The sequence below is a fragment of the Shewanella sp. Pdp11 genome (assembly GCF_002838165.1).
In the GTDB taxonomy this organism is placed as follows: Bacteria; Pseudomonadota; Gammaproteobacteria; order Enterobacterales; family Shewanellaceae; genus Shewanella; species Shewanella hafniensis.
The window spans coordinates 828,908-845,989 of sequence record NZ_CP015194.1 but is presented as its reverse complement, the minus strand read 5'-3'; the positions used below and the strand labels follow the sequence as shown (position 1 = coordinate 845,989).

The 17,082-nt window shown below is 45.7% G+C and carries 15 protein-coding genes; 6 read left to right on the top strand and 9 right to left on the bottom strand.

Translation table 11 applies throughout. The features are described from left to right. Nucleotides 1-232: 232 nt before the first annotated feature. Nucleotides 233-964: an ArsR/SmtB family transcription factor gene (locus tag AYJ58_RS03880; RefSeq protein ID WP_106649070.1), complete on the bottom strand. Its 732-nt coding sequence runs from the start codon at nt 962-964 to the stop codon at nt 233-235. 64 nt (nt 965-1,028) lie between these two features. Between AYJ58_RS03880 and AYJ58_RS03875 the strand changes: the two genes are divergently transcribed. The 3 genes from AYJ58_RS03875 to AYJ58_RS03865 are packed head-to-tail and all read left to right on the top strand — an operon-like array spanning nt 1,029 to nt 2,387. Further along, nucleotides 1,029-1,412 carry an NIPSNAP family protein gene (locus AYJ58_RS03875; RefSeq protein WP_106651737.1) on the top strand — a complete coding sequence of 128 codons (384 nt, stop codon included), beginning with the start codon at nt 1,029-1,031 and terminating at the stop codon, nt 1,410-1,412. Beyond that, entirely contained in the window at nt 1,409-1,738 is a 330-nt protein-coding gene (locus tag AYJ58_RS03870) for an antibiotic biosynthesis monooxygenase family protein (protein WP_106649069.1), read from the top strand. Before AYJ58_RS03875 ends, AYJ58_RS03870 begins: the two co-directional genes overlap by 4 nt. Nucleotide 1,739: 1 nt before the next feature. After that, complete coding sequence (locus AYJ58_RS03865) at nt 1,740-2,387, top strand: DUF6058 family natural product biosynthesis protein (protein WP_106649068.1); 648 nt, start codon at nt 1,740-1,742, stop codon at nt 2,385-2,387. A 46-nt stretch (nt 2,388-2,433) separates the two neighbouring features. On the opposite strand, the gene AYJ58_RS03860 is transcribed toward AYJ58_RS03865, so the two are convergent. Next, the gene (locus tag AYJ58_RS03860) at nt 2,434-3,084 is read right to left on the bottom strand and encodes a methyltransferase domain-containing protein (protein ID WP_106649067.1); all 651 of its coding nucleotides are present in this window, start codon (nt 3,082-3,084) and stop codon (nt 2,434-2,436) included. A 105-nt stretch (nt 3,085-3,189) separates the two neighbouring features. Continuing rightward, nucleotides 3,190-3,528: a hypothetical protein gene (locus tag AYJ58_RS03855; protein WP_106651736.1), complete on the bottom strand. Its 339-nt coding sequence runs from the start codon at nt 3,526-3,528 to the stop codon at nt 3,190-3,192. A gap of 326 nt (nt 3,529-3,854) precedes the next feature. Between AYJ58_RS03855 and AYJ58_RS03850 the strand changes: the two genes are divergently transcribed. After that, nucleotides 3,855-5,975, top strand: coding sequence for a putative bifunctional diguanylate cyclase/phosphodiesterase (locus AYJ58_RS03850; protein WP_106649066.1), 2,121 nt, complete (start codon nt 3,855-3,857; stop codon nt 5,973-5,975). A gap of 719 nt (nt 5,976-6,694) precedes the next feature. Here AYJ58_RS03850 and AYJ58_RS03845 read toward each other — a convergent pair. Together AYJ58_RS03845 and AYJ58_RS03840 are read right to left on the bottom strand one after the other, a co-directional pair. After that, entirely contained in the window at nt 6,695-7,318 is a 624-nt protein-coding gene (locus tag AYJ58_RS03845; RefSeq protein ID WP_106649065.1) for a tRNA-uridine aminocarboxypropyltransferase, read from the bottom strand. A 156-nt stretch (nt 7,319-7,474) separates the two neighbouring features. Beyond that, nucleotides 7,475-8,683 (bottom strand): multidrug effflux MFS transporter, encoded by a 1,209-nt coding sequence (locus AYJ58_RS03840; RefSeq protein WP_106649064.1) that lies wholly within the window; start codon nt 8,681-8,683, stop codon nt 7,475-7,477. A 113-nt stretch (nt 8,684-8,796) separates the two neighbouring features. On the opposite strand from AYJ58_RS03840, the gene AYJ58_RS03835 reads away from it, so the two are divergent. After that, nucleotides 8,797-9,768 (top strand): LysR family transcriptional regulator, encoded by a 972-nt coding sequence (locus tag AYJ58_RS03835; RefSeq protein WP_106649063.1) that lies wholly within the window; start codon nt 8,797-8,799, stop codon nt 9,766-9,768. Nucleotides 9,769-9,850: 82 nt separating this feature from the next. On the opposite strand, the gene AYJ58_RS03830 is transcribed toward AYJ58_RS03835, so the two are convergent. Then, the gene (locus AYJ58_RS03830) at nt 9,851-11,722 is read right to left on the bottom strand and encodes a methyl-accepting chemotaxis protein (protein WP_106649062.1); all 1,872 of its coding nucleotides are present in this window, start codon (nt 11,720-11,722) and stop codon (nt 9,851-9,853) included. 396 nt (nt 11,723-12,118) lie between these two features. Then, complete coding sequence (locus AYJ58_RS03825) at nt 12,119-13,990, bottom strand: methyl-accepting chemotaxis protein (RefSeq protein ID WP_106649061.1); 1,872 nt, start codon at nt 13,988-13,990, stop codon at nt 12,119-12,121. Between the two features lie 374 nt (nt 13,991-14,364). Between AYJ58_RS03825 and AYJ58_RS03820 the strand changes: the two genes are divergently transcribed. Beyond that, nucleotides 14,365-14,712: a hypothetical protein gene (locus AYJ58_RS03820; RefSeq protein WP_106649060.1), complete on the top strand. Its 348-nt coding sequence runs from the start codon at nt 14,365-14,367 to the stop codon at nt 14,710-14,712. Nucleotides 14,713-14,731: 19 nt separating this feature from the next. On the opposite strand, the gene AYJ58_RS03815 is transcribed toward AYJ58_RS03820, so the two are convergent. Beyond that, complete coding sequence (locus tag AYJ58_RS03815; protein ID WP_106649059.1) at nt 14,732-16,204, bottom strand: DUF4145 domain-containing protein; 1,473 nt, start codon at nt 16,202-16,204, stop codon at nt 14,732-14,734. Between the two features lie 33 nt (nt 16,205-16,237). Beyond that, nucleotides 16,238-16,945, bottom strand: coding sequence for a hypothetical protein (locus tag AYJ58_RS03810; RefSeq protein ID WP_106649058.1), 708 nt, complete (start codon nt 16,943-16,945; stop codon nt 16,238-16,240). Nucleotides 16,946-17,082 lie beyond the last annotated feature (137 nt).

Genomic DNA, 17,082 nt, shown 5'->3' with positions numbered 1-17,082 from the left:
AGCCAACAGCGAATGTAAAATTCGCCGAGTTTCGTGCATGAACCAGACTAAGCAAGTCTGATTCACAAATTTTAACGATCATGTATTTCAATCTCGTCCTAAAGACATTTTATAAAACCTTCAGGCCAAAAATTTTCATTGATAAATGCCTTGAAAAATCGGACTGGCGGCGCTCTATTAAACAAGGCCAAGATGCTAAGCACCATTGGTAAAATAGACAACATTAAATTGTCTATTTTGTCGCAATGCCATAGTCAGCACGAAAGGATTTCAACCCTCGGCTTGAAAATTGTAGGGCACGGGTGTCGAGGGCTTTCTCTGCCCAGCCTTTAGCCAAAATATCCTTAAGAATCCATTGACCTAGAACACCTGCAAGATGACTGCGGCGTTCGCTCCAATCGAGGCATGACTTACACAAAGGGCGGCGAGATTGACGACTTTTCGGCACATAACTTAAACCATCTATTTCTCCATCCGTGATGCCCAGCAACGAGAGATCCACACCACGTTTGGCAAAAAAGGTCATCCCTGCCGCGGTGATTTTTGTTTCGCCCCCTTCATGGACGATCAAATCCTGCCGACTTAAGCTGTCGTAAAGTGCAACACCCAATTCACCCGCGAGATGGTCATAACAAACACGAGCTAGTCTCAATCTAGGGTCCGCAGGTCCATGAATGACCTTAGGGTTCGCAATGGCAGCGCTCATGTTGAGCAGACTTTCCAACAGTTCGGCCACTTGGCGGCTCTGCAGCTGAAAATACTTATGCCTCCCCTGCTTACGCACGAGCAATAGTTCACCTTCAACCAACTTAGTTAAATGGCTGCTGGCAGTCTGTGGCGTGATGTCTGCTTCAAGAGCCAGTTCTGTTGCCGTCAATGCCTGTCCGCCCATAAGAGCAATCAACATACGTGAGCGGGCGGCGTCACCAATCAAGTTGGCAATAAAAGCGATGTTAGGTTCCATGCTTGTAATCTCATTCGGGAACAGTTCGATAACCATCGAAGCATTAAGTTTTCAGGTAATTACAATGCAACTAAAACCTCTAGCACACAAGTCAATGGCGCCAAACACTATGAAAATTACCTGTTTTATCGAATACAAAATAGACCCCTTCAAATTGGAACAATTTGCCCAATATGCTGAAAACTGGGGCGATATTATTCCAGCCTACGGCGGCGAACTCCTTGGCTACTTTCTGCCACACGAAGGCACCAATGACACTGCATATGGTCTCATTAGTTTCGATAGTCTGGCCCACTATGAACGCTATAGAGACAAACTGAAGACAGAAGCCGCAGGCAAGGCAAATTTTCAGTTGGCCAAGCAAGGAGAATTTATTTTGAGTGAAAAACGCAGTTTCCTAAAGCCGATAGCCAAGACCTATCAAAGAGCTGCGGAGACAAAACTATGATGGTCGTTATTTTTGAAGTCGTGCCGAATACCGGCTACCAAGAAAGGTATTTAGAGATAGCCGCCGACCTGAAATCGAGCCTGAGTAACATTGAAGGATTTATTTCAATCGAACGGTTTCAGAGTATGGTCAATCCCGAACGCTTATTATCGCTGTCATTCTGGGAGAATGAGGCTGCGGTACAGGCTTGGCGACAACAGATATATCACCGCGAGGCACAAACTCAAGGACGCGAACAATTATTCGCCGATTATCGCCTGCGGGTTGCCGAAGTTGTTCGTGACTATGGCATGTTCGACCGTGCTCAGGCACCAAGGAGCAACTGATATGCTGCTACTTGAGTATCTGAACGCCCATTTTTATACTCGGCAACAACTGCTCGAAGTGACAGGGCAGACAGAAGCTAGGTTGATTAACTACCAAAATCAAGGCGTTATGCCTGCATGCTCCTATCGACTGCAGCTCAGCATAGTTTGCGATTCCGTCTTTGGCACACATAATGAACAGCTGGCAATTGAATACTATGCCAAAGGCTATGGCGCTTGGTTAACTATGCTGCATCAACTCGATACAGACACAGACATTTATCCCATCTTTCAGCGGCGCTATCTTGAAGCCATTGAAAAATTAACCACCCCAGAAGGCAACGGCCTCGAGCGGATTCCAGACACCAATCTAGAGCAACATATACAGCAGGAATGGGAGCATTTCCTAGCGGGCACCTATGGCTTATGTACTCAATCTGGATTACCGGAAGATATTGCCGCCAAAGAACTCGCCATAATCACAATTAACGCTTTAACCAGCAAAGACGAGCTGAGTCATAACGAGCTGCTCAAACTGACAACGGCAGTCACGCTGCTAGATGAGGTCAGCGCTGCATTTGCGCCGCACGAAAAATCCCGAAGTTCCCGCTATCGTCTAGTGGATGAAATACGTCGGCGTTATCGACTAGCGGATCACGCCAACACATAGCCTTAGCTGCAAAGGACATGATTTCAGTTAAACAACTACGACTGCATTAATTTACTTTATGCATCTCTTTATATAAAAACACTACGTCTTTATCGATGATTTCGAGTCGCCAGCCATAGTAATGCGCAAGCCATTCAAAGGTCGCTTCGGCATAAAAGTTGATGTGGGTGGGATCGTTTTTATAGTGCCAGCGGGTAAATGCGGTTTTATCCTGCACGCGCTTGGTCATGACCGCCAAAATGCCGTTGGATTTTAATAACCTATCTAGCTGAGTAAGCAAACCTGCGGCATCGCTCACATGCTCTATGACTTCTGTTAACGTAATAAAATCGTATTGGCGAGCCAAGGCTTCAGGATTGTTGGCGTAATAAAGGTCGTAATTATCGATTTGATAGCCACGCGCCTTTGCCATCAAACTCAATGCCTTGCCTTCGCCGCAGCCAAAATCGAGCCCTTGAGCCGCAGTGCTAACACGGCTAAGTAGTGGCTCGAGTGTGCGGTTTAAAAAGGTTTGATAGCCAAAGTCATCGGCATGATTCTCGTGCTTATCGTACTCGGCTTTTTCTGCCTCGGCCGAGAGATAAAACTCAGGAGGCACGCTCACCAGTTGGCAGGTTTGGCATTGATGGTAGTCGCGCTTTTTATCTTGATGATAAGCGAGTAATTCAGTGCCATGGCATAAGGGGCAGATATTCAACAACAATTCCTAGGGATAGTAAGGTGCATAGTAATGAGAATAGTCGCAATGCCAACAAATAATGCTCGCACTGCCTAGCTGAAATCGACTGTGTCGATGCTCTAATTAAGGCTTAGGGATTTTACGCTCTTTTGCTGCGGCTTCTTTTGCTTCCCGTAAATATTTTTGCTCGCGACTTTCTCTTTCGTCGAACTGTTTCTGTGCCTTGAGTTTTTGCTGAGCCTCCCAATCATTGGTTTGGGACTGCTGTTTGATTTTATCTTCTCGCTCTGCCGTCTCTTTCGCCGCTTGGCGCGCCTTTTCTAATTGGGCCTGCTCTAATCGCTGGGAGTCTATGCGGGCCTTATCGGCTCTTTGCTCTAGGGTTAATTTTGGCTTAGGGGACTCGGCGGCATTGGCTACAGCAAAATAAACACTAGAAATCAGTATTAACGACATCAACATTTTAGAGATTAGCACTTTAGATAAATGCGCCATTTCCGGCCTCCTTTATTTGGTCATCGGATGGATGAACGATAACAGCCAACTCGCACAAGATGCGCAAAACATAGCATAAAATCTGCCTAAGCTTGGAATATTCAGCAGGTGTTCTTAAAAAATATGCTTAAATACAAGTCTTAAACTACACTTTTTGAGTTTCTATTTGAGTGAAACAACAATTAGGTTTATTTTTAACCCCATTGGAATGATGTACTATTGGGCAACTTCGTATCAACGAAGACCTAAAAAATAGGATGTGACCTTATATGTGTCACAAGGGAGTATCCTAAATGATCAGATGGCAACACTTACTTAAGAAACTCAGTACGGATGATCCAGTACTGCAAGAAAAGCTGTCGCTCTGGCAAGCACATCCCCACAAAACTCCCCTAGCCTTAATTCAAGGCTTCAGCTTTATTAGCGCCAACCAAGCGACACTCGGTTATTTTGAGACTGAGTATGACGCCTTTGTGAATGCGACTCCCTATGACTTTTCTCCGAGAATTCAATCATCCGGCCGCAACAGTGTTGAATATGCGAGGGAAATGATCCTCGAAGCCATTGCAGGAAATAATGTTGAATTCAACTGGCTACACTTGAGTCAACTCGGCAATGAACTGCCAACTCGAGTAAACCTTTATCGCTGCTATCTGCAGCAACAGCCCGTTGTGCTCGTGGAATTTCAAGCGCTCAATCGCCGTAATCAAATGCGCGAAATTATTACCGATGGCTTTGCCCATATTCCTAAAGAGATTTTGTCGACGACGCTCGAGGAAAGTGCCGAAGCTGTGTATATCACAGACTCCGATGATCAGATTTTGGCCGTTAATAAAGCTATGTGCCGTATTTGCGGTTATAGCGCCGAGCAGCTTATCAGTAAAACCCCTGAATTTTTAGAGTTGAAAAGCCATCATTTAGGGGCAGAAACCGAATGCCAAACTGCACTGAAGCAAAGGGGCTTTTGGCAGGGTGAAACCTGGAAGAAACGTTCAGATGGTAGCAATTTCCCTGCTTGGCAGAGTAGCCGTAAAATCATTACCGAAGATGGCGCTCACTATAATGTGAATATTTTCAGTGATATTAGCACGAAAAAGCTGCTCGAAACTCAGCTGACGACCCGTGCTATGTACGATACCTTGACTGGATTGCCTAACCGATTCCACCTTAAGCAGATCCTCAATACTGCCCTCGAAAAACTTAAAACCGATCCCCTCGCCCTCGGTGCGCTAATGTTTTTAGATCTCAATGGGTTTAAAAATATCAATGACAGCTTCGGCCACTCCATGGGCGATAGAGTATTACAACTCGTCGCAGCCAGACTCGAAGCCGGTTGTATCGAAAAAGCAGACATAGCCAGGATGGGCGGAGATGAGTTTACCTTAGTGCTGCAAGACTGTAGCTGCAAGGATGAAATCCAACTGTTTGCAGAACAGATACTCAGCTTATTTGAGAGCCCCTTTGAAATTGAAGGACAAAAGTTTTTCTTAGGCACAAGTATCGGCATTGCACTATTTCCGACCCACAGTGATAAGGCGGGACAACTGATAAGTCTTGCAGATACGGCTATGTACTGTGCTAAAAAGAGCTTACCGCACCTCGTATTTTACGATAAGGCTATGAGCCAGGCTGCAGAGTTAAAGCTGCAGTTAATCAATAGTCTAAGACATGCTCACAGCTTAAAACAGTTCACTCTCGCCTATCAGGCCATAGTGGATTTACACACAAATCAAACGATTGCAGCCGAAGCATTACTGCGCTGGCAAAAATCACCTACCGAGTATTATGACGCTGCCGACTTTGTACCATTGCTGGAAGAAACAGGGTTAATTGTCAGTATTGGTCAATGGGTATTAGAACAAGCTTGTGTGCAAGCGGCACTATGGCGGGCACATAATCAGGCGGACTTTAGAATTTCAGTCAATGTGTCACCACTGCAATTGGAACACTTAGACTTTATCGACCAAGTACTTAACGCCTTGGACATGGCTAATTTACCTGCTGAAGCACTGATTTTAGAAATCACCGAATCGGCACTTTTACGCCAACCTGAGCAAGCACGACTCACACTCAACCGCATAAAAGCCCTAGGTGTCAGCATTGCCATAGATGATTTTGGTACTGGGTTATCTTCACTCAGTCGTTTAGGCACTTTGCCCATAGACAGTGTAAAAATTGATGCCGAGTTTGCCTTGCGCTTAAACGAAGTTTCAGGACAAAAGCTCTGCAATGCCATAGTGCAACTCGCACAGGCACTCGATATTCACTTCGTCGCCGAAGGTATAGAGACTCAACAACAAAGGGACATAATGACAGACATGGGCCAAGGTTTTGCCCAAGGATTTCTTTTTGGTTATCCGAGTTCAGTCGATAACTTCACCCAAACCTTTCTTGCGGAAAAACATATAGCTTAAGGCTCGATAGCCCTGCCAGCACGCCATCAACTAATGGTGATTAACAATAGAATTACTCCCCTGCAAAGCCAGTTATGGACTGGCAAAGCACTCTCAACATTCGCACCGAACAATGAACACCTATGCAACTGTTTTCTAGGAAGAGTTTGATTAGAATGAGAGAAGAAACAGAGGCGTTACAGAAGTATTCTTGCGGAAAAACATATAGCTTAAAACTCGATAGCCCTGCCAGCACGCCATCAACTAATTGTGATTAACAATGGAATTACTCCCCTGCAAAGCCAATTATTGACTGGCAAAGCACTCTCACTATGATTAACAAAAACATATAGCTAAAGCTCGATAGCCCTGCCAGCACGCCATTAACTAATTGTGATTAACAATGGAATCACTCCCCTGCAAAGCCAATTATTGACTGGCAAAGCACTCTCACTATGATTAACAAAAACATATAGCTAAAGCTCGATAGCCCTGCCAGCACGCCATCAACTAATGGTGATTAACAATGGAATCACTCCCCTGCAAAGCAATTGGCTGGCAAAGCTATCTCATCATTTGCTGCGCAAATGAATCCTTATTATTAAACCGTATTTCACACTAAGTTAGCGTGATCTGAATAAGATTTTGACTAATTTAATTCGTACGCAGTATCAAAACTCAATAACTTAAAGGCATTAATTCAGACCTAAAACCTCTAAGTCTAAATAATGTCAAAACATTCACTTAGTCTCGCAGTTAGGTTTGTTTGAGTTCTGATAACGAGCCTGCACAGTGCTCGGCATCGCCTTAATTCGCAGCTCAACCATAGCATCAAATGCCGCCATTAATGGCTGAACATCCAGTGCTGGATCAAGAGCGCTTAGCATATAAGCGCAAGCTTCTAAGGTCGATAAACTGTCGCTACGACTCGACTTACGGATCCGATAACGCGACTCATAACCTTCAGCCATATGCACCGCTGGATACTGGGTTAACCAAGGATTCAGCTGCAACATCTTAAATGCCTTACGCCAAGTACCATCGAGTAAGAGCAATACACAACCAGGGTTGATAGGCTGCTGTTCAACACTCACACTTTGCTCAGAGGGATAGACGAGATAAATCGGCTTATTACATGCCGCTAAATATTCCCGCAAACCATTGAAGTCGGCCTCGTTTTCGCCCACATAAACTTGCGTTTCAGCGACCACAAGACTCAATACCCGCACACTATTTTTTTTATGTTCGACTTCACTCGGGTGCTGTAAAACCACCAACTGAGTCATTGGAGAGATAGGCTGAACACTCGCACACAGGCAAGCATTCAGGGGATAACGACAAATAGCACAATAGTGGCGGGACAAGCTTTCCCCCTGTTTGAGTAAGTTATTTTACGAGTATACCAAAGGATAAAGAGGTACAAGGCACAATAAAAAATACCCACAGTTCGCGGTCAAACAAACTGTGGGTAAAGGGTGTACTCTATGATTAACGACTTTGTAATTAACCTGTGCTGCGAACTAATGCTCGCCAGCTAACTGCTCTTGATGCCAGTGGTCAAATCGACTCAGCGCCATCATCAATAATAAACCGAGAGGAAATACGCCCATCACTAAGGCCACTGCATAAGGTGCGGTTAAACTCGTTTGTTGTACGAGTCCAGCAAGCACGGACGCACCGCTCATCTGAATAAAACCTAACATAGCCGCGGCAGTTCCAGCTCGTTCACCAAAGGCCGACAGAGCCATACTGGTCGCTGGACCGAGTAAGAAGGAAAACCCAACCCCTAACATCAACATAGGCAACATAAAGGCAAACGCTGCCATCATTCCAGTACTCGGACCGAATTGCTGACCCGCCACAGTGAGTGCTGCAGACAAAACGAGTATGGACAGGGCCAAAATCGTTGTAGGACGATTACCGAGTTTGCGAATGATCAGGGGTGCAGTAAAACAGGCCACGATATTAAACACGGCATTGAAACCGAATAGACCACTAAACATGAGCTCAGAAAGCCCTAAATGCCCAATCAACCATACTGGCGCATACGACACGTAACACAAAATCGCGGCCATCGCTGACATACAAGCAAAGGCATAAAACAAAAAATGAGCGTTACCGAGTACAGGCTTATATCGACCCCAACGGTAAAGTGGGCCAGTGGTGACCGTATTGGCAGGTCGAGTCTCAGGTAAGCGATAACCGACAACAAGCATCATCAACATGGCATATAACGTCATGAAGACGAAGGTTGAGCGCCAACCAAATTGCATTGCTAATAAGCCGCCTAAGGTCGGTGCTAATGCGGGAATAACGCAAATGGCGCCATTTAAGTAACTGTAAATCTTAGCGCCTTCCTTTTGATCGTAGCAGTCACGTACGGCGCTGAACACCACAATAGAAGTCGAACAGGCAGCCAAACCTTGCAGCAAACGGGCAATCTGTAACCAATGAAATTCGACAGCTGCAGCTGCTAAAAGGCTACTCGCACAGTAGAGTAACACCCCGAAAATAGCCACGGGACGGCGACCATAACGGTCGGCTAATGGCCCAATCAACACTTGACCTAAACCCATAGCGAATAAAAATAATACGATCGTGGATTGCACATCACTGGCAGATACGGCGAATTCTGCCGCCATAGTCGGCATTGAAGGTAAGTAAATATCGATGGCTAATGGGCTAAGAAGCACCATAGACATCAGGATAGGTAATAGATTGCGCCGCATAAATAATCTCAGTTGATCAGGAAAAGGTATTTCAGTGGGCGCTATTTTAATTAACTCAAGGTATGAACAGAAATGGTATAATTTCCAAAGTAAATTTCCTCTGAGGAATATCTGTGAATATCGACAACTTAGCCAGAATCGATCTTAACTTGCTGGTCATACTCAAAGTTCTGCTAGAAGAGCAAAGCGTGACTCGCGCCGCAAGCCGATTACATATAAGCCAGTCTGCCCTCAGCAAAAGCTTAAATCGGCTCAGAGAAACCTTAGATGATCCGCTATTTCAGCGTACAGCCCACGGCTTAAAACCCACGGCACATGCCCTCATTCTGGGACAAAAACTGCCGAATATTTTGCAAGACTTGTATCAACTCACTCAGCCTCCGACCTTCAATCCCGCCAGTAGCAATCGACAATTCTCCTTTGCCATGGTGGAAAGCGCCTATGAAACCTTAATCCCATATTTTATTGGCCCTATGTTGACCACGGCGCCCAATGTCAAACTTGACTCCTATGTCTGGACCGAAAAGTCGATGCAGGATTTACAACAAGGGCAAATTGACTTTGGTATTTCAGGGCGGGACTTGCATCCATTGTCCGATTTTCAGGTGGATCGCCTACCTGAAGGGATTGCCTATCAAACACTATTTACCGATCAACAAGTGTGTTTAGTACGTGAAGATCACCCATTGATGGCTGCGCTGGCTTCAGACCAATGGGCTCTCCCACTCTACCTCGACATGGCCCATGTGCAGGTTCGCTGTGAAGGCAGCGATTGGTGGGCGTTGGATTACTTTCTTGCCGATCTCGGCCATCGACGCCGGATCAGTACAACAGTACCCGATTTTTATGGTGCCGCCAGTGTGTGCGCCCACAGCGATTTAATTTTCACTCTGCCTTCGAGCTTTGCACGGCACGCCTGCCAGCTCTATCCGCTTAAACTACTGCCCTTACCCTTCGAATTTATGCCCATGGCCTATGTATTGTTATGGCATCAAAGAAATGATGAAGATCAGGGGCATAAATGGATTAGAGAAACGATTTGTCAAAGTGTGGCTAAGTTATTCAATCCCACAGAAATGCTTTAACACGACAAAACGGCCAGTAAAAAGCCCGACAAAGTAAAGGCTTTATCGGGCTAATATCGAGACAAACAATTAAGAATAGCGTTTACAGAATAAATGTCGCGACTTGCGCATTCAGGTCATTAGCGCGAGCTTTTAAGCCCCTCGCCTGTGCCAAATCTGCCATGGCCGATGCGGTAATCTCATCAGTCACATCTTTAATCGCAACCGTATTCTGGGTTATTTCACCCGTCACTTGAGTCTGTTCTTCCGCTGCGGTAGCAATTTGGCCTGCCATATCTGAAATCACGTTGACCGCTTGCGTAATTTCTTCAAGGGCTTTCGCCGCCGCATTGGCATCTTCTACGCTATGACCCGCTAAGGCTTGGCTGCTTTCCATCAAGCTGACTGCTCGAGCGGTAGTGCGTTGTAGCGTTTCAATCGTGGTATGTACTTCCTGAGTCGAATCTTGTGTGCGGCGCGATAATACTCGAACTTCATCGGCAACGACCGCAAAACCACGGCCTTGCTCGCCAGCACGAGCCGCTTCAATGGCTGCGTTAAGCGCCAACAGGTTAGTTTGCTCAGCAATCCCTTGAATTGTCGCCAGAATACTCGAGATAGACTTAGCGTGACGACTTAAATCGCCAATAACATCCGTTGCTTGAGTCACTTCATCGGCGAGTGAATTAATCGAGTTACGAGTTTTATTCACTAACTCTTTGCCCTGTAAACTGCTCGCTGCAGACTGTTGAGCCGCCGTTGCCGTGTTCTCAGCATTGGCTGCGATCTCATTAGTCGCACTCGCCATTTCAGTTACCGCAGTCGCGACCATAGCGACTTCTTGCTGCTGACGTTGTAACTCGGCAACTGAAGTTTGCGTGGTGGCAAGACTACGTTCAGCATCGGCATCTAACTCATTCGCTAACTGACGGATATGGCTGATCAGCTGATGTTGACTGCCCACAAAGCGGTTAAAGCTGTCGGCAAGCACGCCCACTTCATCTTGAGTGTCGACAGAAATACGTTGAGTTAAATCACCATTACCATCGGCAATACGCGCCAGTGCCTGCGATACTCGGCTCAACGGACCAAGTAGGACACTTACTAACCAAGAAATGGCAAATACACTTAAAATCAACACGAGTGCAGATAGCCCAAACTGAGTAAATAACAGGCTCGACAGCGGCGCTTCTAGCGTTTCCTTATCAAGCACTAGCACCAATTTCCAATCTGTATTGGGGATATCTACGCCCCAGACTAGTTTGTCACGGGCTTCATTTTCAAAATACATAGGTAACAAAGCACCAGCTTTACGGCTTAATTCCGGTAAGCTGTTATTCAGTTCGTTGTCGATATCACCTACTGGTTTCATCGTCTTTGCCGGATCTTTATAAGCGATAACCGTGCCATCTTTGTGCATCATGACTGCATAACCATTAGCCGGTAACTTCATCCGATTAACTTCTTCGATGAGATTACTAATCGACAAGTCTCCTGCAATAACTCCACCAGCAACAGGCTCAGCCAAAGTCACAACTAGAATGTTAAAAGCAGTATCGAGATAAGGTCGAGTTAATACACTCCCACCGGTTCGCGTAGCCTCTTGATACCAAGGTCGTGTACGAGGATCATAATTTGTATAGTCAGTTGCTGGCTCTGAGTCTCTCATATTACCGTTAGACTCACCAAAATATGTCGATTCAAATCCTCCCGATTGTTTAGCCTGTTTCATTGCTTGCACAATGTCATTATTCAACTGCCCACTGATTCCTTTAACAATTTGCTGGCGACTTGCAAGCCACTCACCAATCAGTAACGCTTGCTGGTCTCCAAGACGTTGAGCCTGTTCTAAGTTTACGTCTAACAGTACTTTCTTCTGACTTGTATAACTTTGCCAAGATAACAGTAAAATAACTGCTGAAAGAGCAAGAATTACAGATGAAAGGATTTTCTGCCTTAATGAATATGATTTCATAATATATTTCACAAATAAAAACAGGATAATTATGCCGACCAGAAAAATAACTGCTTCCAGTAGCGCTTAGTTTACTTAGATACGTCAAAATGACAGCGAATGAACTCACTCCTGTTCGTAAAAATAAACAAATTCATAATAAAAGCCAAGGAAAATCAACGTACACGTCTGAGCACTGGCATCCTGTTTAATAGAAATTAAAATTTATCCAGATTTAAATATGCACTATAGATTGCATGAAATTTAAAAAATCGCATATTAATGCTTATTGTTAAGAATTAAATTCAATTAGCAATATTGATTACTTATAAAAATATCTAGCTATAAAAATAAAGTGTCATTTTATTACATGACACTTTTATATAAAACTACACCATTCACTATTTTAAGCTTAGGCTATAGAATAAAGGTCGCGACCTGTGCATTAAGATCGTTAGCGCGGGCTTTTAAGTCTCGCGCCTGTGCCAAATCAGCCATGGCCGAGGCGGTAATCTCATCGGTCACATCTTTAATCGCAACCGTATTTTGAGTGATTTCACCCGTCACTTGAGTCTGCTCTTCCGCTGCAGTCGCAATTTGGCCTGCCATATCTGAAATCACGTTGACCGCTTGTGTAATCTCTTCAAGGGCTTTTGCCGCCGCATTCGCATCGTCAACACTGTGACCCGCTAATGCTTGGCTGCTTTCCATTAAGCTGACGGCTCTAGCGGTCGTACGTTGCAGTGTTTCAATCGTGGTATGCACTTCTTGGGTCGAATCCTGAGTACGGCGTGACAGTACACGCACTTCATCGGCGACCACGGCAAAGCCACGGCCCTGTTCACCAGCACGAGCCGCTTCAATAGCCGCGTTAAGCGCTAATAAGTTGGTTTGCTCTGCAATCCCTTGAATCGTCGCTAGAATGCTTGAAATTGATTGAGCATGACGGCTCAAATCCCCAATGACATCGGTCGCTTGAGTGACTTCATCGGCCAACGAATTAATCGAGTTACGGGTTTTATTGACTAACTCTTTACCCTGTAAACTGCTCGCTGCAGATTGTTGAGCCGCCGTCGCTGTGTTTTCAGCATTGGCCGCAATCTCATTGGTCGCACTCGCCATTTCTGTGACTGCGGTCGCGACCATAGCCACTTCCTGTTGCTGACGTTGCAGTTCAGCCACCGAGGTTTGCGTGGTGGTAAGACTACGTTCAGCATCAGCATCTAATTCATTCGCTAACTGACGGATATGGCTGATCAACTGATGTTGACTACCGACAAAACGGTTAAAGCTGTCGGCAAGTACGCCCACTTCATCTTGAGTATCGACAGAAATACGCTGAGTTAAATCACCGTTACCATCGGCGATACGTGCCAGTGCCTGCGATACTCGGCTCAACGGGCCCAGTAACATGCCAACTAACCAAGAAATCGCTAACACACTCAAGAGCAATACAAGTGCCGATAGCCCCAGTTGGGTGAGTAACAGGCTCGTGAGTGGCGCTTCTAGCGTTTCCTTATCAAGCACTAACACTAATTCCCAATCTGTATTAGGAATATCAACGCTCCAAACTAACTTGTCGCGTCCTTCATTTTCAAAGTACATAGGTAACAGAGTGCCAGATGCACGACTCTGTTCAGGCAAGTTACGATTCAGCTCATTGTCGATATCACCTATAGGTTTCATCGTCTTAGCTTGATCTTTATAAGCGATAACCGTGCCGTCTTTGTGCATCATGATGGCATAACCGTTGGCCGGTAACTTCATCCGATTAACACCGTCCACTAGGCTTGCGATAGATAAGTCACCACCGACAACACCTTGCGCGGTAGGCTGCGCCATAGTCACAACCAGAATGTTATAAGCCACATCCACGTATGGTTTTGTCAAAATAAGACCGCGCTCACTGATGGCTTGTTGATACCAAGGGCGGCTACGGGGATCATAGCCCGTTCGGTCTATACTCGGATCAGAATCCAGCATTTGCCCCGCTTGGCTCCCAAAATAAGTTAACTGGAAACGGCCAGACGCTTGTGCTTGTTGTAATGTATTTAGGCTATCACCCTCAACTTTACTCGCCAGTGCCCCCATAATATCTTGGCGGCCAGCCAACCATTCTTGAATACGCTCTGCCTGCTGCTCACCTAAGCGTTGCACTTGTTCTAGGCTGTTTTGTAACAGCTGGGACTTTTGGCTGGAATAACTTTGCCATGACAACAAACCAATCACGAGTGAAAGGGCTACCACGACGGAGAACAGAATTTTTTGCTTGAGCGAATATGAGTTCATGTTGGCGTCTAATTTATTAACAAAGCAGTGAAATAAGAGGGTGTCTGAGCGAGTTGAACAAACATTTACATCCAATGTAATAAGGCGGCTAACTGAGTTAAAACTGCAGCTTAATCTGAACTGAATTTTCTCATACTCTGTACAGTTCGCAAAGAAGTTGCTCAGATTTACATCAAAAAGATTCTTGTTAAAACATATAATTAACCGACTGTTATTCGATGAACAACATGGGCGACCTCGAGATCACATCTCAAGATGATACGTAACAGCTCAATAGCCTCAGAGGTAAAATAAAGTAAATTAATCAAGATTAACGTGACCTAGACACACTCGCTATTGCACACTAAATGTCCACTGCCTATCGAGGAGTTCTTATGATTTATCACCAGTTCCAACAGAGCCCGCTGCAGACCCGAATTTCTGGCCCACGGGCTTGGTTAGCCATGGCGCTTAGCGTTAGTCTGATCTGTTTATCGCTATTTTTATTGCCCTTCGTGCTTTTATTTGGCGCTATTGCGCTCGGTTGTTTAGTCCTGTTTAGCCGTTTTTACATGGCACGTCAGTTGGCTAAATTTAATCAAGCACAGGCAAACGCCAAGCAACATGCCCATGCTGCAGAAGAGCCACAGAGCCAAGTTTATGGTTCAGAGACAATTGTTAGGGAAACGAATGCAACGCGCTATCAAGGGCGAACTTTTGAGCATAAAGAGGATGAACACTAGCAGCGATAGCATACTCCCCTTAAGCGAGTAATGTCTGTGCGCGATTAAGGCTATGAATTTCCGCGGGATCTTGAGTGACTTTAAGTACATTTTCAATCTGTAATGCAAGAGAACGCCAAAGAGGCTCGATAATATCAGCCTCTTTTTTATTGGCATTTTGTCGCGCCAGCTTCAGCAAAGCGGCGGCTCCCACAACATCAACTCGCCCTAAGATACCGTCGGCCAGCGCCATACTCAGCTCGATCATCGCGGGCACACTGTGGCCATATTTAATCACTTGGCGCAGATAATCCTCAGCCTGAGTCAAGTCACTACCAAAGGCATTATCATCATTAAGCATATGCTGTGCCCGCGTCAGCATGGCATCGAGTTGTCCTTGCTCGGCAGCTTCTGCCATCCAATACTCGCTGGCAATCATATCTCGAGTACAACCGTCACCATTGGCGAGCATTAATGCCAAATGATACTGAGCGTGGGGATAACCCGCTTGTGCGGCTTTGCTTATAAAATGATAGGCTTGGGCGAGATTTTTTTGCTGATAATACAGCACACCTAAATTTGCCATTGCTTCGGTTTGCTCACCCTCTGCGGCGCGTTGTAAGTATTGCAGTGCCAACTGACTATCGGGTCGAAACGACTCACTGCCGACAAGATAAAAATATCCCAATAACGCCATCGCATTGACGACCCCAGCCTCGGCCGCCGTCGCAATAAGTTGCTCACCTTTCGCCACCTCTGGCACACCTTGATAACCGTGGATCAAGGCCACACCGTGCTCATGTAAGGCTTCCATATGCTTAGGCGCCGCAAGGGCAAACCAATAGGCGGCACGGGCAAAACTGTCAGCGGCGCTGATGTGGGAAGTAAGAGGTAAAACGCCAGAAGGTTCTGGATTAGCAGTAGCTTCAGCTGAAGTGACAAACTCTTGATCTTGTTGCAGCTCTTGCTCTTTCAGTATCAGGGCCTTGGTCTTAAAGGATATTCCCACTAGATACTGAGCTTCGGCGTCATCTTCCATCACAGCGCGGTAGCATAAATCCTTCGCCGTCAGAGTATCAGATGCTTCATAACGATAATCAGGTGCGACTTGGCCTTTAACCTTGGGATACAAGTGTTCGACTAGCGCCAAAACATCTTTAATAGATTTTTGCGCCAGCGCGAGCAATTGCGCTTGGGTCAGGTGATATTTTTCTGGATGGGCGCCGCGGTTACCGTCGGCCCGCAATCGATGCAGCGCGCGAGTCGTCTTAACATCGATAACGCGCTGCTGATTTAGTTGCTCGATCCTATCGTATAGATTCGGACTCGAGAACGCGATTTGCTTATCTTGTCCCAGTAACTCAGTAAGCTTGTGGGTAAAGCTGCGAATGTGCAGTAGCGACTGAGTCGGCACATCCTGCACATAGCTTTTCGCTTTGAGATAGTCATCACTCAAGGAAGCCGAAAAATCTTGGATAAACTCACTATCCTTAATGACTGTTTTCGTCCCCATGAGTGATTCCCTGCAGGCTGAATTGAGTTTACATTACTCGACGCTTGGTTTTTTCGACACCATATATAAGCGGAACAAAGCCACGTTAACGAATAAACCAATGAAAGACATAAAGGTATCCGATAGCATTTGCAGCGGCAATCCGCCCATAGCGGCGGCACCTGACAGCAAGTTACCCACCACAGAAAGAGGCAAATAGAGCATTAATAGTGCAATAGTTTTCAACACGATAGGGCCACTAAAGCTAAAACTGCCCTTGATGGCTTCCAGCGGTGTTAAACGCTCAACCACGACCATAAAGTTCACATAGGCCAAACGGGCGAAGAGATAAAAGCTAATAACCAACCCCACCAGCCACACAGGACCAAAGGCAGCAAACAGCATCACTGGCGCTAAAATCGCTAAACCAGAAAACACCCCAGCTAATAATAGTGGTGGAACGAAAGGTAAACTGGCCTTCAGCACCATGCCGGCAGAAGGACTATGCCCTTGAGAACGCAGCTCTAAAAACAGCGTCAACGCGGCGATTAATACCGAAAAGGTGAGCAGTAACAGCATCATGGCGACCATGTGTGGTGCGCCAAACTGTGGATTTTCAAGATCGACTTTACTCATCTCTACGCCAAGCCACAACTGGATCCCCACTTGGATCAAAAGTAATGGAATCGTCAGCATAGCGAGTTGCGCCAGATGATTACGGAAGAAGTTATAGGCTTCTGACAAAATTGCGGACAGTGACATGCGACTTTCCAAATAATTGAAATGAATTAACACTTAGAATTGCCGCTAAGGATACCGAAAATCCCGTTGCAATGCACAGCAGAAATCACCAGTGTGAATCGTAAATCACAGAAAACTACTGCAACAAAAGTTGCAAA